General features: G+C 41.3%; 17 protein-coding genes. 16 read left to right on the forward strand and 1 reads right to left on the reverse strand.

Going from position 1 to position 17,047, the window contains the following annotated elements; all coding sequences use genetic code 11:
* Window positions 1-91 precede the first annotated feature (91 nt).
* The 3 genes from UKS_RS04660 (at window position 92) to udk (ending at window position 3,007) form a co-directional block, all read left to right on the forward strand.
* Window positions 92-1,366, forward strand: coding sequence for a DUF2130 domain-containing protein (locus tag UKS_RS04660; RefSeq protein WP_156011984.1), 1,275 nt, complete (start codon window positions 92-94; stop codon window positions 1,364-1,366).
* A 10-nt stretch (window positions 1,367-1,376) separates the two neighbouring features.
* Window positions 1,377-2,255 carry a tRNA pseudouridine(55) synthase TruB gene (gene truB / locus UKS_RS04665; protein ID WP_156011985.1) on the forward strand — a complete coding sequence of 293 codons (879 nt, stop codon included), beginning with the start codon at window positions 1,377-1,379 and terminating at the stop codon, window positions 2,253-2,255.
* Window positions 2,256-2,368: 113 nt separating this feature from the next.
* Window positions 2,369-3,007, forward strand: a complete 639-nt coding sequence (gene udk, locus UKS_RS04670; protein ID WP_042901050.1) for a uridine kinase — start codon at window positions 2,369-2,371, stop codon at window positions 3,005-3,007.
* 34 nt (window positions 3,008-3,041) lie between these two features.
* Here udk and UKS_RS04675 read toward each other — a convergent pair whose 3' ends face one another.
* The gene (locus UKS_RS04675; protein ID WP_173020495.1) at window positions 3,042-4,298 is read right to left on the reverse strand and encodes an ISL3 family transposase; all 1,257 of its coding nucleotides are present in this window, start codon (window positions 4,296-4,298) and stop codon (window positions 3,042-3,044) included.
* A gap of 258 nt (window positions 4,299-4,556) precedes the next feature.
* Here UKS_RS04675 and xseA point away from each other — a divergent pair, with 258 nt between their 5' ends.
* The 13 genes from xseA (at window position 4,557) to lacA (ending at window position 17,021) form a co-directional block, all read left to right on the forward strand.
* Window positions 4,557-5,897, forward strand: coding sequence for an exodeoxyribonuclease VII large subunit (gene xseA / locus UKS_RS04680; RefSeq protein ID WP_156011986.1), 1,341 nt, complete (start codon window positions 4,557-4,559; stop codon window positions 5,895-5,897).
* Window positions 5,875-6,087 carry an exodeoxyribonuclease VII small subunit gene (locus UKS_RS04685; RefSeq protein WP_033629613.1) on the forward strand — a complete coding sequence of 71 codons (213 nt, stop codon included), beginning with the start codon at window positions 5,875-5,877 and terminating at the stop codon, window positions 6,085-6,087. Before xseA ends, UKS_RS04685 begins: the two co-directional genes overlap by 23 nt.
* On the forward strand, window positions 6,084-6,959 hold the full coding sequence (locus UKS_RS04690) for a polyprenyl synthetase family protein (RefSeq protein WP_156011987.1): 876 nt from the start codon (window positions 6,084-6,086) through the stop codon (window positions 6,957-6,959). The genes UKS_RS04685 and UKS_RS04690 overlap by 4 nt, the downstream gene beginning before the upstream one ends.
* A complete protein-coding gene (locus UKS_RS04695; protein WP_156011988.1) occupies window positions 6,952-7,767 on the forward strand; it encodes a TlyA family RNA methyltransferase in 816 nt (271 codons plus the stop codon). The genes UKS_RS04690 and UKS_RS04695 overlap by 8 nt, the downstream gene beginning before the upstream one ends.
* Entirely contained in the window at window positions 7,760-8,191 is a 432-nt protein-coding gene (locus UKS_RS04700; protein ID WP_156011989.1) for an arginine repressor, read from the forward strand. Before UKS_RS04695 ends, UKS_RS04700 begins: the two co-directional genes overlap by 8 nt.
* Window positions 8,192-8,197: 6 nt before the next feature.
* Entirely contained in the window at window positions 8,198-9,865 is a 1,668-nt protein-coding gene (gene recN, locus UKS_RS04705; protein WP_156011990.1) for a DNA repair protein RecN, read from the forward strand.
* Between the two features lies 1 nt (window position 9,866).
* On the forward strand, window positions 9,867-10,595 hold the full coding sequence (locus UKS_RS04710; protein WP_156011991.1) for a metallophosphoesterase family protein: 729 nt from the start codon (window positions 9,867-9,869) through the stop codon (window positions 10,593-10,595).
* Between the two features lie 78 nt (window positions 10,596-10,673).
* A complete protein-coding gene (gene lepA, locus UKS_RS04715; RefSeq protein WP_156011992.1) occupies window positions 10,674-12,497 on the forward strand; it encodes a translation elongation factor 4 in 1,824 nt (607 codons plus the stop codon).
* 263 nt (window positions 12,498-12,760) lie between these two features.
* On the forward strand, window positions 12,761-13,237 hold the full coding sequence (locus UKS_RS04720; RefSeq protein WP_173020463.1) for a PTS sugar transporter subunit IIA: 477 nt from the start codon (window positions 12,761-12,763) through the stop codon (window positions 13,235-13,237).
* 38 nt (window positions 13,238-13,275) lie between these two features.
* Entirely contained in the window at window positions 13,276-13,581 is a 306-nt protein-coding gene (locus tag UKS_RS04725) for a PTS sugar transporter subunit IIB (RefSeq protein ID WP_023942583.1), read from the forward strand.
* Between the two features lie 47 nt (window positions 13,582-13,628).
* Window positions 13,629-15,104, forward strand: coding sequence for a PTS galactitol transporter subunit IIC (locus UKS_RS04730; protein ID WP_049495972.1), 1,476 nt, complete (start codon window positions 13,629-13,631; stop codon window positions 15,102-15,104).
* 203 nt (window positions 15,105-15,307) lie between these two features.
* Window positions 15,308-16,204 (forward strand): aldose 1-epimerase family protein, encoded by an 897-nt coding sequence (locus UKS_RS04735; protein ID WP_156011994.1) that lies wholly within the window; start codon window positions 15,308-15,310, stop codon window positions 16,202-16,204.
* Between the two features lie 391 nt (window positions 16,205-16,595).
* A complete protein-coding gene (lacA, locus tag UKS_RS04740; protein ID WP_000029277.1) occupies window positions 16,596-17,021 on the forward strand; it encodes a galactose-6-phosphate isomerase subunit LacA in 426 nt (141 codons plus the stop codon).
* Window positions 17,022-17,047 lie beyond the last annotated feature (26 nt).

The following is a 17,047-nucleotide window of genomic DNA, read 5'->3' on the forward strand; positions in this document are numbered from 1 at the left end:
AACAGATATAAACAGTGGGGTTCAACTCGCTGTTTTTGATTTTCCCTCAGGCATGATATAATGGATAAAGAAGTCTAGAAAGAGGAACGATATGAACGAAATCAAATGTCCCAACTGTGGGGAAGTCTTTACAGTAAATGAGAGTCAGTATGCTGAACTCTTGTCTCAAGTAAGAACGGCAGAGTTTGATAAGGAACTACACGATAGGATGAGACAGGAATTGGCTTTGGCTGAGCAAAAAGCCATGAATGAGCAACAGTCTAAACTAGCTCAAAAGGACCAAGAAATTGCGCAATTACAGAGTCAAATCCAAAACTTTGATGCAGAAAAAGAATTGGCCAAGAAAGAGGTTGAACAGACAAGTCATCAGGCTTTATTGGCAAAGGACAAGGAAGTACAGGCCTTGGAAAACAAATTGGCCACCTTGCGTTTGGAGCATGAAAATCAACTACAAAAGACCCTTTCTGACCTAGAAAAAGAACGGGATCAGGTCAAAAATCAGCTTCTTTTACAAGAAAAAGAAAACGAACTGTCTATGACTTCAGTTAAGCGAAACTACGAAGCTCAACTCAAGGCAGCCAGTGAACAAGTCGAATTTTACAAGAATTTCAAGGCACAACAATCTACAAAAGCTATCGGGGAAAGCTTGGAACACTATGCAGAGAGTGAGTTTAACAAGGTCCGCAGTTTTGCCTTTCCAAATGCCTACTTTGAGAAAGATAACAAGGTCTCTGCGCGTGGGTCCAAGGGAGACTTTATCTTCCGTGAGAGTGATGAAAATGGGGTCGAAATCATTTCCATCATGTTTGAGATGAAAAACGAAGCAGATGGAACAGAGAAGAAGCACAAGAATGCAGATTTTTACAAGGAATTGGACAAGGATCGTTGTGAAAAGAACTGTGAATATGCGGTTTTGGTGACTATGCTTGAGGCAGATAATGATTACTTTAACACAGGGATTGTTGACGTCAGCCACGAGTATGAAAAGATGTATGTGGTTCGTCCTCAATTCTTTATTCAGTTGATTGGGCTTTTGCGAAATGCGGCGCTTAATTCCCTAAAATACAAGCAGGAGTTGGCTTTAGTTCGGGAGCAGAATATCGATATTACGCATTTTGAGGAAGACTTGGATGCCTTTAAGCTAGCTTTTGCCAAAAACTACAACTCTGCTTCTACCAACTTTGGTAAAGCAATCGATGAAATCGATAAGGCTATCAAACGCATGGAAGAGGTCAAAAAGTTCCTAACCACATCCGAAAACCAACTCCGTCTAGCTAACAACAAATTGGAAGATGTCTCTGTTAAAAAATTGACTCGAAAAAATCCAACCATGAAAGCAAAATTTGAAGCTCTGAAGGGGGAGTAAGAAAGCAAAAATGAATGGTATTATCAACTTAAAAAAAGAAGCGGGGATGACCTCGCATGATGCGGTTTTTAAACTGCGTAAGATTTTGAGAACCAAGAAGATTGGTCATGGTGGGACCTTGGATCCGGATGTGGTGGGAGTTTTGCCCATTGCGGTTGGCAAGGCGACACGCATGGTCGAGTTTATGCAGGATGAGGGCAAGGTCTATGAGGGGGAAATCACTCTAGGTTATTCCACGACGACTGAGGATGCCAGTGGGGAAGTGGTCGCAGAGACCCCTGTTTTGTCGCCCTTGGATGAAAAGCTTGTCGATGAAGCGATTGCCAGCTTGATTGGGCCTATTACTCAGATTCCACCTATGTATTCTGCGGTTAAGGTCAATGGTCGCAAGCTCTATGAGTATGCGCGTGCTGGTCAGGAAGTAGAGCGTCCAGAACGTCAGGTGACCATTTATCAATTTGAACGAACAAGTCCGATTTCTTATGAGGGTCATCTTGCACGCTTTACTTTTCGTGTGAAATGTAGTAAGGGGACTTATATCCGTACCTTGTCAGTTGACTTGGGAGAAAAATTGGGTTACGCGGCTCATATGTCACATTTGACACGGACTAGTGCAGCTGGTTTGCAACTAGAAGATGCTCTTACCTTGGACGAAATTGCTGAAAAAGTGGAGGCTGGTCAATTGGACTTTCTCCATCCTCTAGAGATTGGGACAGGCGACCTTGTCAAAGTTTTCCTAAGTCCAGAAGAGGCTACAGAAGTACGTTTTGGTCGTTTTATCGAACTCGACCAAACAGACCAAGAATTGGCTGCCTTTGAAGATGATAAATTGCTAGCCATTCTAGAAAAACGAGGCAATCTCTACAAGCCAAGGAAGGTTTTTGGCTAGTCTAACTGGAGTGAAAGTATTTGAATTGTTACCCATAATCTATCCAAAATCAGACTATAAATTTGGCTAAAAATGTGATAGAATAGACGACGGATAAAAAAACGGAGGATAGCATGCAAAATAGACCAATCATTATCGGAGTGACAGGTGGTTCTGGTGGAGGAAAAACCAGTGTTTCAAGAGCCATTTTATCGCACTTTCCTGATGAAAAGATTTCCATGATTGAGCATGATTCGTACTATAAGGATCAGTCTCATTTGACCTTTGAAGAGCGTGTCAAAACCAACTATGACCATCCTTTTGCCTTTGATACAGACTTGATGATCGAGCAGATGAAGGAATTGTTGGCAGGGAGACCGGTAGATATCCCAACCTACGACTATACAGAGCATACACGGAGTAGCAAGACCTATCGTCAAGAGCCTCAAGATGTCTTTATCGTTGAGGGGATTTTGGTCTTGGAGGACAAGCGTCTGCGCGATTTGATGGATATCAAGATTTTTGTGGATACGGATGACGATGTGCGTATTATTCGCCGTATTAAGCGCGATATGGAAGAGCGTGGCCGTAGCCTTGATAGCGTTATTGACCAGTACTTAGGTGTGGTCAAACCTATGTACCACCAGTTTATCGAGCCAACCAAACGTTATGCCGATATCGTCATTCCTGAGGGAGTCAGCAACACAGTGGCTATCGATCTGTTGACGACCAAGATTGCAAAGATTTTGGAAGAAGCTCGAAACAGCAAATAATGGCTCTTTGTCAACTGTAGTGGGTTGAAGTTAGCTAAGATCGAGAAAGGACAAAATTCGTCCTTTCTTTTTTGATGTTCAGAGCGATAAAAATTCTTTTTTTGAAGTTTTCAAAGTTCCGAAATCCAAAGGCGTTACGTTTGATAAGTTTGATGAGATTATTGGTCGCTTCCAATTTTGCGTTGGAATAAGGTAATTGAAGAGCGTTGATAATTTTCTCTTTGTTCTTTAGAAAGGTTTTAAAGACAGTCTGAAAGAGAGGATGAACCTGCTTCAGATTGTCCTCAATGAGTCCAAAGAATTTCTCAGACTCCTTATTCTGAAAGTGAAAAAGCAAGAGCTGATAGAGCTGATAGTGGTGTTTCAAGTCTTCTGAATAGCTCAAAAGCTTGTCTAGAATCTCTTTATTGGTCAAGTGCATACGAAAAGTAGGGCGATAAAAACGTTTATCGCTCAATTTACGACTATCCTGTTGGATGAGTTTCCAGTAGCGCTTGATAGTCTTGTATTCATGAGATTTTCGTTCAAACTGATTCATGATTTGAACACGCACACGACTCATAGCACGGCTGAGATGTTGGATAATATGGAAACGATCCAACACGATTTTAGCGTTTGGAAAAAGCTGTTTAGCCAAGTCATAGTAAGGACTAAACATATCCATCGTAATGATTTTCACTCGACATCGAACGACTCTATCATATTTAAGAAAGTGATTTCGAATGATAGCTTGTGTTCTGCCTTCAAGAACAGTGATGATAGTGAGATTATCAAAATCTTGAGCAATGAAACTCATCTTTCCCTTTGTAAAGGAGTACTCGTCCCATGACATAATTTCAGGAAGACGAGAAAAATCATGCTTAAAACGGAAGTCATTGAGCTTGCGAATGACAGTTGAAGTTGAAATGGACAGCTGATGAGCAATATCGGTCATAGAAGTTTTTTCAATCAGCTTCTGAGCAATTTTTTGGTTGATGATACGAGGGATTTGATGATTCTTCTTTACTAGAGAAGTCTCAGCAACCATCATTTTTGAACAATGATAGCACTTGAATCGACGCTTTCTAAGGAGAATTCTAGTAGGCATACCAGTTGTTTCAAGGTAAGGAATTTTCGAAGGTTTTTGGAAGTCATATTTCTTCATTTGACTTCCGCAATTAGGGCAAGGTGGGTTCTCATAATCCAATTTAGCGATGATTTCCTTGTGACTATCTCTATTGATGATATCTAGAATCTTGATGTTTGGGTCTTTAATATCGAGAAGTTTTGTGATAAAATGTAATTGTTCCATATGATTCTTTCTAATGATGGTTTGATCGCTTTTCATTATAGATGATATGGAACTTTTTTTCTACAACAAAATAGGCTCCATAATATCTATAGGGGATTTACCCACTACAAATATTATAGAGCCCAAATAATCAAATGTGGAGGCCTGCCCTCCTTTTTCTATTTTTCCTTTCGTTTCGGTATGCAAAAGGAGATTTTTAATCATATTTTTGGTATAATAATACCCATGGAAAAGCAAGAAAATGAATAGTAGGTGGAGATGGAAAAGTATTTATCGGTAACAACTTTGACCAAGTATCTGAAAATGAAATTCGATAAAGACCCTTACTTGGAACGGGTCTATTTAACTGGTCAAGTTTCCAACTTTCGTAAACGACCTACTCACCAATACTTCTCCCTGAAAGATGACCATGCGGTCATTCAAGCGACTATTTGGTCTGGGATTTATCAGAAATTAGGTTTCGACCTTGAAGAAGGAATGAAGATTAATGTGATTGGTCGTGTGCAGGTCTATGAACCGAGTGGGAGCTACTCTATCATCATTGAGAAGGCTGAACCTGATGGAGTTGGTGCGCTTGCGGTTCAGTTTGAGCAACTCAAGAAAAAGTTGACGGAAGAAGGTCTGTTTCAAGAACGCTTCAAGCAACCTCTGCCCCAATTTTCTAAAAGAATTGGTGTAGTAACAAGCCGTAGTGGAGCCGTTATTCGAGATATTATCACGACCGTCAGCAGGCGCTTTCCAGGTGTGGACATTCTTCTCTATCCGACCAAGGTGCAAGGTGAAGGGGCTGCAGAGGAAATTGCTCGAAATATTGCGCGTGCTAATCAACGGAACGATTTGGACTTGTTGATTATTGGTCGTGGTGGCGGTTCCATTGAGGATCTCTGGGCTTTTAACGAAGAAATTGTGGTACGAGCTATTTTTGAATCTCGTTTGCCAGTTATCTCTAGTGTGGGACATGAGACGGATGTGACCTTGGCAGATTTTGTGGCAGATCGCCGCGCTGCGACACCAACGGCTGCTGCTGAACTGGCCACACCTGTGACCAAGTTAGATCTATTAGCTCATTTGCAAAATCAGGAAAAACGGATGGCAACGGCAGTCCGAAATGTCCTATCGAAGAAACAAGAAGCTTTAAAAAAATGCAGTCAGTCTGTTATCTTTAGACAGCCAGAGCGTTTGTATGATGGCTATATGCAACGCTTGGATCAACTGCAACTGCGCTTAAAACAAAGTTTGCGTACACGGATTTCTGATAACAAACAAGTTGTCCAAGCAAGGACGCATCGACTGGTACAATTATCACCTGTTACCAAAATTCAACGTTATCAAGACCGTCTAGGCCAGTTGGATAAGCTCCTCCGTAGCCAAATGGCATTAGTTTATGACGCCAAGGTTGCTGAAGTGAAGCGACTTTCAGAAGCCTTGCTCATGTTGGATACCAGTCGAATCGTGGCGCGTGGTTATGCTATTGTCAAAAAAGAAGAGTCCGTTGTGGATTCGGTTGAGAGTTTGAAGAAAAAAGACCAAGTGACGCTTTTGATGCGAGATGGTCAAGTAGAATTAGAGGTTAAAGATGTCAAAGCAAAAGAAATTTGAGGAAAATCTAGCAGAACTGGAAACCATCGTCCAAAGTTTGGAAAATGGTGAAATTGCTCTGGAAGATGCGATTGCTGCCTTTCAAAAGGGGATGATCTTGTCAAAAGAGCTCCAAGCGACGCTGGACAAGGCTGAAAAGACCTTGGTCAAGGTCATGCAAGAAGACGGAACAGAAAGTGATTTTGAATGAAGAAGCAAGAAAAATTAGCTCTTGTCGAGTCAGCCTTGGAAGATTTTTATGGAGACCAGCAGTTTGCTTCTAGTTTGCGAGAGTCTGTTCTTTATTCCATTCACGCTGGTGGCAAGCGTATTCGGCCTTTTCTCTTGCTAGAAGTTCTGGATGCCTTGCAGGTCGCTATTAAACCTGCTCACGCGCAGGTAGCTGCGGCCTTGGAAATGATTCATACAGGGAGCTTGATTCACGATGATCTTCCTGCTATGGATGATGATGATTACCGTCGGGGACGATTGACCAATCATAAGAAATTCGGTGAAGCTATGGCCATTTTGGCTGGAGATGCCTTGTTCCTAGATCCTTATGCCTTGATAGCACAGGCAGATTTACCAAGTCAGATCAAGGTGGACTTGATTGCCAACTTATCGCTGGCTTCAGGTAGTTTAGGCATGGTGGCAGGGCAGGTTTTGGACATGGAGGGTGAACATCAACACTTGTCTTTGGAAGAACTCCAGACTATTCATGCTAATAAAACAGGTAAGTTACTAGCCTATCCCTTCCAAGCAGCTGCTATCATAGCTGAATTAGCACCAGAAATCCAAGCAAAATTGAAAACTGTGGGTGAGTTGATTGGACTGGCTTTTCAAGTTCGAGATGATGTGTTAGATGTGACCGCCAGTTTTGAGGAAATCGGCAAGACGCCACAAAAGGACCTGCAGGCAGAAAAGTCAACCTATCCAGCCTTGTTGGGCTTGGAAGAGGCTATTGCCTTTTGTAACCAAACCCTGGATCAAGCTAATGCCAAATTGGAAGAAATTGCCCAGCAGATTTCCTTTGAGATAGAATCGATTGTAAGTGTAGTAGAAAGTTTGAGAATCAATGGCTAAGGAAAGAGTGGATGTACTAGCTTATAAACAGGGCTTGTTTGAAACGAGAGAGCAGGCCAAGCGCGGTGTGATGGCTGGCCTAGTTGTAGCAGTCCTGAATGGAGAACGGTTTGACAAGCCAGGAGAGAAAATTCCAGATGACACCGAGTTAAAACTCAAGGGAGAGAAACTCAAGTATGTCAGCCGTGGTGGTTTGAAACTGGAGAAGGCCTTGCAGGTCTTTGATTTGTCAGTTGATGGGGCGACCACAATTGATATCGGTGCTTCTACCGGTGGCTTTACCGATGTTATGCTACAGAATGGTGCTGAGTTAGTTTATGCAGTTGATGTCGGTACCAATCAGTTGGCTTGGAAATTACGCCAAGACCCACGAGTTGTCAGTATGGAGCAGTTCAATTTTCGCTATGCTGAAAAGACTGATTTCGAAAATGAACCGAGCTTTGCCAGTATTGATGTGAGTTTTATTTCTCTCAGTCTGATTTTGCCGGCCTTGCACCGTGTCTTGGCAAATCAAGGTCAGGTGGTAGCACTTGTCAAACCTCAGTTTGAAGCAGGACGTGAGCAAATCGGGAAAAATGGAATTATTCGCGATGGCAAGGTTCATCAGAATGTCCTCGAATCTGTCACAACCATGGCAGTAGAGGAAGGCTTTTCAGTCCTTGACTTGGATTTTTCTCCCATCCAAGGTGGACATGGAAATATTGAGTTTTTAGCGTATTTGAAAAAAGAAGAGTCAGCAAGCAATCAGGTTCTTGCTGAAATTGAAGAAGTAGTAGAGAGGGCGCATAGTCAATTTAAAAATGAATAAAAAAGAGAGACTTGAAAAAATTAGACGATTTGTGACAGATTATCAAATCGGTACGCAAGAAGAAATCGTGGAACATTTGAAAGAGGCTGGCATTACCGCCACTCAGGCAACGGTATCACGGGATATCAAAGAGCTAGGTATTGTCAAGATTCCTTTGAGAGATAACACCTATGTCTATGAGTTACCAAAATCAATCGTGAAAAGTTTGCAACTGGCTGAAGACAATATTGAGTCAGCTGAATTGATGGAAGAGATGATCAATCTCCAAGTTATCCCAGGAAATACTGCTTTTGTAAAAGCTCAGTTAATAGAGGCATTTGCGGGCAAGATTTTTAGCTGTTTGGCTGATGATAGCTCGATTTTAGTCATTGCCAGAAGTGCAAGTCTAGCTGAGGAAATCTTTGAACAAGTAAAAAATTGGTAGGTCTGTATGTTACTTGAAATTTCGATAAAAAACTTTGCCATTATTGAGGCTATTTCCCTCAATTTTGAAAAGGGGATGACTGTTCTGACTGGTGAAACAGGTGCAGGGAAGTCGATTATTATTGATGCTATGAATATGATGTTGGGAGCTCGTGCTACGACAGATGTTATTCGTCATGGTGCACCTAAGGCAGAGATTGAGGGACTTTTCTCAGTTGAGAATAGTCGCCTTTTGCAGGAAATTTTTGATGAGCAAGGTTTGGAACTGGGGGATGAAATTATCATCCGTCGGGAAATCTTGCAAAACGGTCGTAGTATCAGCCGTGTAAATGGTCAGATGGTTAATCTGTCTGTTTTGCGTGCTATTGGACAACATCTAGTAGATATTCATGGTCAGCATGACCAAGAAGAGTTAATGCGTCCTCAACTTCATATCCAGATGTTGGATGAATTTGGCGATGCAGCTTTTTGGGACTTAAAAGAAACCTATCAAACGAGTTTTGATGCTTATCGAAAAATGCGTAAGCAGGTTCTGGAAGTCAAGAAAAACCAACAGGAGCACAAGGCTCGTATCGAAATGTTGGAATTTCAAATGGCAGAAATTGAGGCAACCAACTTGCAGGCTGGAGAAGACCTGGCTCTCAATCAAGAGCGTGATAAACTTCTCAATCATAAAAATATTGCGGATACGCTGACCAATGCCTATAGTATGTTGGACAATGAAGATTTTTCAAGTCTGGCCAATGTTCGTTCAGCTATGAATGATATGGAAAGTGTCGAAGAGTACGACCCTGAATACCGTGAAATTTCAAGCTCTCTGTCTGAGACTTACTATGTCTTAGAAGACATTAGCAAACGTTTGGAAGATATCATTGAGGACCTTGATTTTGATGGCAATCGTCTCATGCAGGTTGAGAATCGTTTGGACCTTCTTCATACTATTACCCGTAAGTATGGCGGGACGGTAGACGATGTCTTGCTTTATTTTGCAAAGATTACGGAAGAGTACAATCTCTTGACAGGCAACAACCTTTCATCTGAGGACATGGAAACCGATCTTAAGAAATTGGAAGTCAATCTTGTTGATTTGGCAGGTCAGCTTGCCTCTGCCCGTCATGATTTGGCCCAGCAGCTCGAAGCTGAGATTAAACAAGAACTGCAAGACCTTTATATGGAAAAAGCCCAGTTTCAGGTTCGTTTTAGCAAGGGCAAATTTAGCCGTGAGGGCAATGAAATGGTTGAGTTTTACATTTCAACCAACCCTGGTGAAGACTTTAAACCCTTGGTCAAGGTTGCGTCTGGTGGGGAATTATCTCGTCTCATGCTAGCCATTAAGTCTGCCTTTTCACGTAAAGAAGGCAAGACCAGCATAGTCTTTGATGAGGTGGATACAGGAGTTTCAGGTCGTGTAGCTCAGGCTATTGCGCAGAAGATTCACAAGATTGGCCAACATGGTCAGGTTCTGGCTATTTCTCATTTGCCACAAGTGATTGCGATTGCGGATTATCAATTCTTTATTGAGAAGATTAGCAATGACCATTCAACAGTTTCGACTGTTCGTCTCTTGACGGTTGAAGAGCGAGTGGAGGAAGTTGCCAAGATGTTGGCAGGTGATGATGTGACGGAAGCTGCCCTGACGCAAGCCAGAGAATTGTTGAGAAACAGGGAGAAATAAGATGACAGACTATTATGTAATTGGAGATGTTCATGGAAAAGCTAGGATGCTGGAAGACCTTCTCAAAACATGGGATGGTCAGACCCAGTTACTCTTTCTAGGGGATTTGATTGACCGTGGTGAAGATAGTCGCCGTGTCCTAGAAATGGTCAAGGACTTGGTCGATAATCAAGGGGCAATCTGTTTGTCAGGAAACCACGAGTATATGTTTTTGACTTGGCTCGATAACCCAGAAGAAAGCTATGACCACTATCGTCGCAATGGTGGAGATACAACCATTAATTCTATCCTAGGTCGTCCCTTGGATGCACCAGTTGATGGAGTGGAGGATGCCAAGCGTGTTGCTACTGAAGCAGCAGATTTGGTCGAATTTATTCGTCAAATGCCGTTTGTGGTAGAGACAGATAAGTATATCTTTGTGCACGCAGGTATTGATTTGACCTTAGACGACTGGCATGAAACCACAGATTACAAGAAAGTCTGGCTTAGAAAACCATTCCACGAAGCTGAAAATCATACTGGAAAAATCATTGTCTTTGGTCACACACCGGTTTATGGCTTGTTAAAGCAAGAGCGTGGTACAGCTGAGCTTTGGACTACAGAAGATGGCAAGATTGGAATGGATGGAGGAGCTGTCTATGGTGGTGTCCTTCACGGGATTGTCTTTACAGACCAAGGAATGACAGAACACCACTTTATCGAGAATGACGGCTTTGTTGCTGAAGATTAGTACTCCTAGCAGGGTATGGTCTTGTCAAAATGTCAAAAACAATTTATAATAAATAGATACCCTGAAAGGAAGAGAATCATGAACTTAGAAGAATTAAAAAAAAGACAGGAGAAGATCCGTAACTTCTCTATTATCGCCCATATTGACCACGGGAAATCGACCCTAGCAGACCGCATTTTGGAAAAGACAGAGACCGTTTCCAGTCGTGAAATGCAGGCCCAGCTTTTAGATAGCATGGATCTAGAACGAGAACGTGGGATTACCATTAAGTTGAATGCCATCGAGCTCAATTACACTGCAAAAGATGGCGAAACTTATATTTTTCACTTGATTGATACGCCGGGGCACGTTGACTTTACCTATGAAGTTTCACGTTCGCTAGCTGCCTGTGAGGGAGCGATTTTGGTAGTTGATGCTGCTCAAGGAATTGAGGCTCAAACCCTGGCAAACGTCTACCTTGCCTTGGACAATGATTTGGAAATCATGCCAGTCATTAACAAGATTGACCTGCCAGCAGCAGACCCTGAGCGCGTGCGTACAGAAATCGAAGATGTTATTGGTTTGGACGCCAGCGAAGCAGTCTTAGCATCTGCCAAGGCTGGAATCGGTATTGAAGAAATTCTCGAGCAAATCGTGGAAAAAGTGCCAGCGCCAACGGGTGATGTGACGGCACCACTTAAGGCTTTGATTTTCGACTCTGTTTACGATGCTTACCGTGGCGTTATCCTCCAAGTGCGTGTCATGGATGGGGTGGTTAAACCTGGCGATAAGATTCAGCTCATGAGCAATGGCAAGACTTTTGATGTTACGGAAGTCGGTATCTTTACACCCAAGGCAGTTGGTCGTGATTTCCTTGCGACTGGTGATGTTGGTTATATTGCGGCTTCTATCAAGACGGTTCAGGACACTCGTGTCGGTGATACCGTTACCTTGGCAACCAATCCTGCGGCAGAGCCATTACATGGCTACAAGCAGATGAATCCTATGGTCTTTGCGGGTCTCTATCCAATCGAATCAAACAAGTACAATGACCTTCGTGAAGCCCTTGAAAAATTGCAACTGAATGATGCTAGTCTTCAGTTTGAACCAGAAACATCTCAGGCACTTGGATTTGGTTTCCGTTGTGGATTCCTTGGACTTCTCCATATGGATGTTATCCAAGAACGTTTGGAACGTGAGTTCAACATCGACCTCATCATGACAGCTCCATCCGTTATCTATAAGGTTAATTTGACCGACGGTGAGTCTATGGATGTGTCTAACCCATCAGAGTTCCCAGACCCAACTAAGATTGCGACCATTGAAGAACCCTATGTTAAAGCACAAATCATGGTACCACAGGAATTTGTTGGAGCAGTGATGGAGCTAGCTCAGCGCAAACGTGGTGACTTTGTGACCATGGATTATATTGATGACAATCGTGTCAATGTTATCTATCAAATTCCTCTTGCTGAGATTGTCTTTGACTTCTTTGATAAGCTCAAATCTTCAACACGCGGTTATGCAAGCTTTGACTACGAATTGTCAGAGTATCGTCCATCTAAGCTGGTGAAAATGGATATCCTTCTTAATGCTGATAAGGTGGATGCCCTCAGCTTTATCGTTCACAAAGACTTTGCCTATGAACGTGGTAAACTCATCGTTGATAAGCTTAAGAAAATCATCCCTCGCCAACAATTTGAGGTACCAATTCAGGCAGCAATTGGACACAAGATTGTGGCTCGTACTGATATCAAGGCTCTTCGTAAGAATGTGCTTGCTAAGTGTTATGGTGGTGACGTTTCTCGTAAGCGTAAACTCCTTGAAAAACAAAAAGCTGGTAAGAAACGGATGAAAGCCATCGGTTCTGTAGAAGTCCCACAAGAGGCCTTCCTCAGCGTCTTGAGTATGGATGAAGAATAAGTTATCAGAAATGCCTTTCCTTGTTCATTAGAAGTTTATATAAGAATCAATCGTAAAGCAGGCTTAGATGGTCTGCTTTTTTCGCATTTAGAATAGGATTAAATCAATTGAAGTGTTTGTTTACATGTTTGTTTTTATACAACAAATCACAAAAACAACAAAAATATAAAAAAAGAGACAAAAAAGAACAGAAAGTGATTGACAACGGTTTCATATAGTGTTATACTTATAGCATAAACTTAATGGAAAGAAGGGAAAACCTTATGGGATTAGATCATTTCTTTGACAAAAACCTTGTGTTTTGCTTAGAAGCGGATAATCAAGAACATCTTTTTGATCAGGTTGCAACTTTATTGGAAGAACGAGAAATCGTGACTCCAACCTATCGTGAAGCCTTGATCACTCGTGAAAAGTCATTTCCAACTGGCTTAGATATGGAATTTTTGGGTAAGGATTTGCCGAATGTGGCTATTCCTCACACAGATATTGTTCATAATTTAGCCGAAAAAGTTGTGGTCGTTCGATTAGAAAAACCGGTGACTTTCCACAATATGATTGCGCCAGATAAGGAAGTAGAAGTATCCTTGCTCTTCTTTATCATTAATAACTCAAGTTCAAGTCAAACGAACATTCTTGCTCAGTTGATGGACTTCTTTACTGGAAATGGTCATCTTGAAGACCTATCAAAAATTTCTGAACCAGAAGACCTCTATGCTTATATTGCTGAAGCAATTGCTTAATCTTGTCTATTAAAAATATTAAATCGGAGGAAATTCATATGATTAAAATTCTTGCTGCCTGCGGTGCAGGTGTTAACTCAAGCCACCAAATTAAAAGTGCTCTCGAAGAAGAACTTTCAAACCGCGGTTTTGATGTTCACTGTGATGCAGTCATGGTCAAAGACGTTAACGAAGATCTTATCAAAGGTTATGACATCTTCACACCGATTGCTGCGACAGATCTTGGTTTTGAACCAGGTATTCCAGTTATCGAAGCTGGGCCAATCTTATTCCGTATCCCAGCAATGAGTGCACCAGTATTTGATAATATTGAAGCAGCTATCAAAGAACACGGATTAAGCTAATTTTAACTTGTTAACATTCATATAACATAAAAAAGGGAGGAATTGTTATGGATGCAATCTTTGACCTAATCGGAAGGGTTTTCAAACCCGTCTTAGATATGGGTGGACCTATCATCATGCTGATCATTTTGACAGTATTGGCTTTACTTTTTGGAGTGAAATTCTCCAAAGCGCTTGAAGGTGGTATCAAACTTGCCATCGCTCTTACAGGTATCGGTGCTATCATCGGTATGCTAAATGGTGCTTTCTCAGCATCACTTGCAAAATTCGTTGAAAACACTGGTATTCAATTGAGTATCACTGACGTTGGTTGGGCACCACTTGCAACAATCACTTGGGGATCTGCTTGGACACTTTACTTCTTGCTTATCATGTTGATTGTCAACGTAGTGATGCTTGCTATGAAGAAAACTGATACACTCGACGTTGATATCTTTGATATCTGGCACTTGTCTATCACAGGTCTTTTGATTAAATGGTATGCTGACAACAATGGTGTGAGCCAAGGGGTTTCACTCTTTATCGCAACTGCAGCAGTTGTACTTGTAGGTATTCTTAAAATCATCAACTCTGATTTGATGAAACCTACATTTGATGACCTTCTTAATGCACCAAGTTCATCACCAATGACATCAACTCACATGAACTACATGATGAACCCAGTTATCATGGTTTTGGATAAGATTTTTGAAAAATTCTTCCCAGGTCTTGATAAATATGACTTTGACGCTGCTAAATTAAATAAGAAAATCGGTTTCTGGGGTTCTAAATTCTTTATCGGTTTCATCCTTGGTATCGTTATCGGTATTATGGGAACTCCACATCCAATTGCAGGAGTCGAAGATGCAGATAAATGGCGTCTTGTTATCAAAGGATGGTTGTCTCTTGGTTTGACTGCCGGTGTATCTTTGGAACTCTTCTCATTGATCGGTTCATGGTTCATCGCAGCCGTAGAACCACTTTCACAAGGTATTACAAACGTTGCTACTAAACGTCTTCAAGGACGTAAATTCAATATCGGTCTTGACTGGCCATTCATCGCTGGACGTGCTGAAATCTGGGCTTGTGCCAATGTTCTTGCACCAATTATGTTGGTTGAAGCGGTGCTTCTTTCAAAAGTCGGAAATGGTATCTTGCCACTTGCAGGTATCATCGCTATGGGTGTTACTCCAGCTCTCTTGGTTGTAACTCGTGGTAAATTGCTCCGTATGATTATCTTCGGAACACTCTTGTTGCCACTCTTCCTTCTTTCAGGTACACTTATCGCACCATTTGCAACAGAACTTGCTAAAGGTGTAGGTGCCTTCCCAGAAGGTGTAAGCCAAACTCAGCTCATTACTCACTCAACTCTTGAAGGACCAATCGAAAAACTTCTAGGTTGGACAATTGGTAACACTACAACTGGTGATATCAAAGCAATCCTTGGTGCTGTAGTCTTCCTTGTATTCTATGTAGGTATCTTTGCTTGGTACAGAAAACAAATGATCAAACGTAACGAAGAGTACGCAGCAAAAGCAAAATAATGCGCTCCTATAAAATGTAAGCTCAATGAAAATCAAAGAGCAAACTAGGAAGCTAGCTGCAGGCTGTACTAAAGTACGGCAAGGCGACGCTGACGAAGTTTGAATTGGATTTTCGCAGAGTGTAAATTGTTGAAACTAGGTTGTCATACCATTAGGAGTGACAGCCTAGTTTTTTATAAACTATCAAGAAATCGGAGAAAATAATGGTAATTGAATTAAAATCAGAACAATTAAGTGTTCAATTTAACAGTTTTGGTGGGGCTCTTTCTTCTATAAAAGATGCTGAGGGACTTGAGTATTTGTGGCAAGGGGATGCTACTTATTGGAGTGGACAAGCTCCTGTTCTCTTTCCTATTTGTGGTTCATTGAGAGAAGATACAGCACTTTATATAGATGACAATGGACAAGAAAGTAAAGGAAAGATTCCTCGTCATGGTTTGGTTCGCAAGAAAGAGTTTGAATTAGTTGAACAGACAGATAAGACTGTAACTTTTGCAATTGAAGACGATGAGAATAGCTATCAGAACTACCCTTATCATTTCCGCCTAGAAATCACTTATATTCTTACTGGCAAGACAGTACGGACTCAATACAAGATTTTCAATAAAGAAACTAGCAAGGTCATGCCTTACTTTATTGGTGGCCATCCAGGCTTTAATTGTCCTCTACTGGATGATGAAGTCTATGAAGATTACTACTTAGAGTTTGAGAAAGAAGAGACTTGCTCTGTTCCACGTCCTTTCCCAGAAACGGGTATGTTGGATTTTCAAGATAGAAGTCCATGGCTAGAGGGGCAAAAAGAAATCGATCTTAGTTATGATTTTTTCAGCACAGATGCAGTCACCTTAGATGAATTGCAATCTAGAACAATTGCCCTTCGTTCTCGTAAACATGATAAGGGATTGAAAGTGCACTTTGCAGAGTTTCCAAATCTCATCATCTGGTCAACTTTGAATAAAGGTCCTTTCATTGCTTTTGAACCATGGTCTGGCTTATCAACATCCCTTGAAGAAGGAGATCATCTAGAAGATAAGAAGAATGTTCGTCTCCTAGAACCTGGTCGAGTGGATCAAATTGGTTTTGATATCGAAATTTTTTAGTTAAAAAACACAAAAACAAACATTAACTGTTGACTTTTTCAATAAATAGGAGTATATTATGTTTGTAAGCAACAAATGATGTTTGTAACAAACAAAAAATCACTTGTTATATTCTCTTTCGTGAAGAAGAGTTATTTCTAGGAAACTGGTTTCCTAAACTTGAATAAGGTGACCTTCATCTCATTCAATCCAATTTGTCAATAAACTGCTAGAAAACTTTTTGTAGGTAATACTCAATGAAAATTAAAGAGCAAACTAGGAAACTAGCCGCAGGCTGTACTTGAGTACGGCAAGGCGACGTTGACGCGGTTTGAATTTGATTTTCGAAGAGTATAAACTGCTAACTATAAAAGGGTTTACTAGCCTAGAAAAATAAAAAGGAGTATACAATATGTCTATTGTTATCGGTGCAGATGCTGCAGGTTTGAGATTGAAAGAAGTTGTGAAAGACTTCTTAGAAAAAGAAAACTTCCACGTTGTGGATGTTACAGCAGAAGGTCAAGACTTTGTTGATGTGACTCTTGCTGTTGCCGCAGAGGTAAACAAAGAAGAACAAAACCTTGGTATCGTGATTGATGCTTATGGTGCTGGCCCATTTATGGTTGCAACAAAAATCAAAGGAATGGTTGCTGCAGAAGTATCTGACGAACGTTCAGCTTATATGACTCGTGGCCACAACAACTCACGTATGATCACTATGGGTGCACAACTTGTTGGTGATGAATTAGCTAAAAACATCGCTAAAGGATTTGTTAACGGTAAATACGATGGTGGACGTCACCAAATTCGTGTCGACATGTTGAACAAAATGTGCTAATTAGATTACAGTAAGAAAGGTAAGTT

Origin of the sequence: Streptococcus sp. 116-D4, from assembly GCF_009731465.1 — a bacterium.
GTDB classification, from domain to species: domain Bacteria; phylum Bacillota; class Bacilli; order Lactobacillales; family Streptococcaceae; genus Streptococcus; species Streptococcus pseudopneumoniae_E.

Bases quoted from the DNA above. Each gene is read 5' to 3' on its own strand.
- UKS_RS04660 (WP_156011984.1), top strand. From the start codon at position 92: ATGAACGAAATCAAATGTCCCAACTGTGGGGAAGTCTTTACAGTAAAT.
- truB (WP_156011985.1), top strand. From the start codon at position 1,377: ATGAATGGTATTATCAACTTAAAAAAAGAAGCGGGGATGACCTCGCAT.
- udk (WP_042901050.1), top strand. From the start codon at position 2,369: ATGCAAAATAGACCAATCATTATCGGAGTGACAGGTGGTTCTGGTGGA.
- UKS_RS04675 (WP_173020495.1), bottom strand. From the start codon at position 4,298: ATGGAACAATTACATTTTATCACAAAACTTCTCGATATTAAAGACCCA.
- xseA (WP_156011986.1), top strand. From the start codon at position 4,557: ATGGAAAAGTATTTATCGGTAACAACTTTGACCAAGTATCTGAAAATG.
- UKS_RS04685 (WP_033629613.1), top strand. From the start codon at position 5,875: ATGTCAAAGCAAAAGAAATTTGAGGAAAATCTAGCAGAACTGGAAACC.
- UKS_RS04690 (WP_156011987.1), top strand. From the start codon at position 6,084: ATGAAGAAGCAAGAAAAATTAGCTCTTGTCGAGTCAGCCTTGGAAGAT.
- UKS_RS04695 (WP_156011988.1), top strand. From the start codon at position 6,952: ATGGCTAAGGAAAGAGTGGATGTACTAGCTTATAAACAGGGCTTGTTT.
- UKS_RS04700 (WP_156011989.1), top strand. From the start codon at position 7,760: ATGAATAAAAAAGAGAGACTTGAAAAAATTAGACGATTTGTGACAGAT.
- recN (WP_156011990.1), top strand. From the start codon at position 8,198: ATGTTACTTGAAATTTCGATAAAAAACTTTGCCATTATTGAGGCTATT.
- UKS_RS04710 (WP_156011991.1), top strand. From the start codon at position 9,867: ATGACAGACTATTATGTAATTGGAGATGTTCATGGAAAAGCTAGGATG.
- lepA (WP_156011992.1), top strand. From the start codon at position 10,674: ATGAACTTAGAAGAATTAAAAAAAAGACAGGAGAAGATCCGTAACTTC.
- UKS_RS04720 (WP_173020463.1), top strand. From the start codon at position 12,761: ATGGGATTAGATCATTTCTTTGACAAAAACCTTGTGTTTTGCTTAGAA.
- UKS_RS04725 (WP_023942583.1), top strand. From the start codon at position 13,276: ATGATTAAAATTCTTGCTGCCTGCGGTGCAGGTGTTAACTCAAGCCAC.
- UKS_RS04730 (WP_049495972.1), top strand. From the start codon at position 13,629: ATGGATGCAATCTTTGACCTAATCGGAAGGGTTTTCAAACCCGTCTTA.
- UKS_RS04735 (WP_156011994.1), top strand. From the start codon at position 15,308: ATGGTAATTGAATTAAAATCAGAACAATTAAGTGTTCAATTTAACAGT.
- lacA (WP_000029277.1), top strand. From the start codon at position 16,596: ATGTCTATTGTTATCGGTGCAGATGCTGCAGGTTTGAGATTGAAAGAA.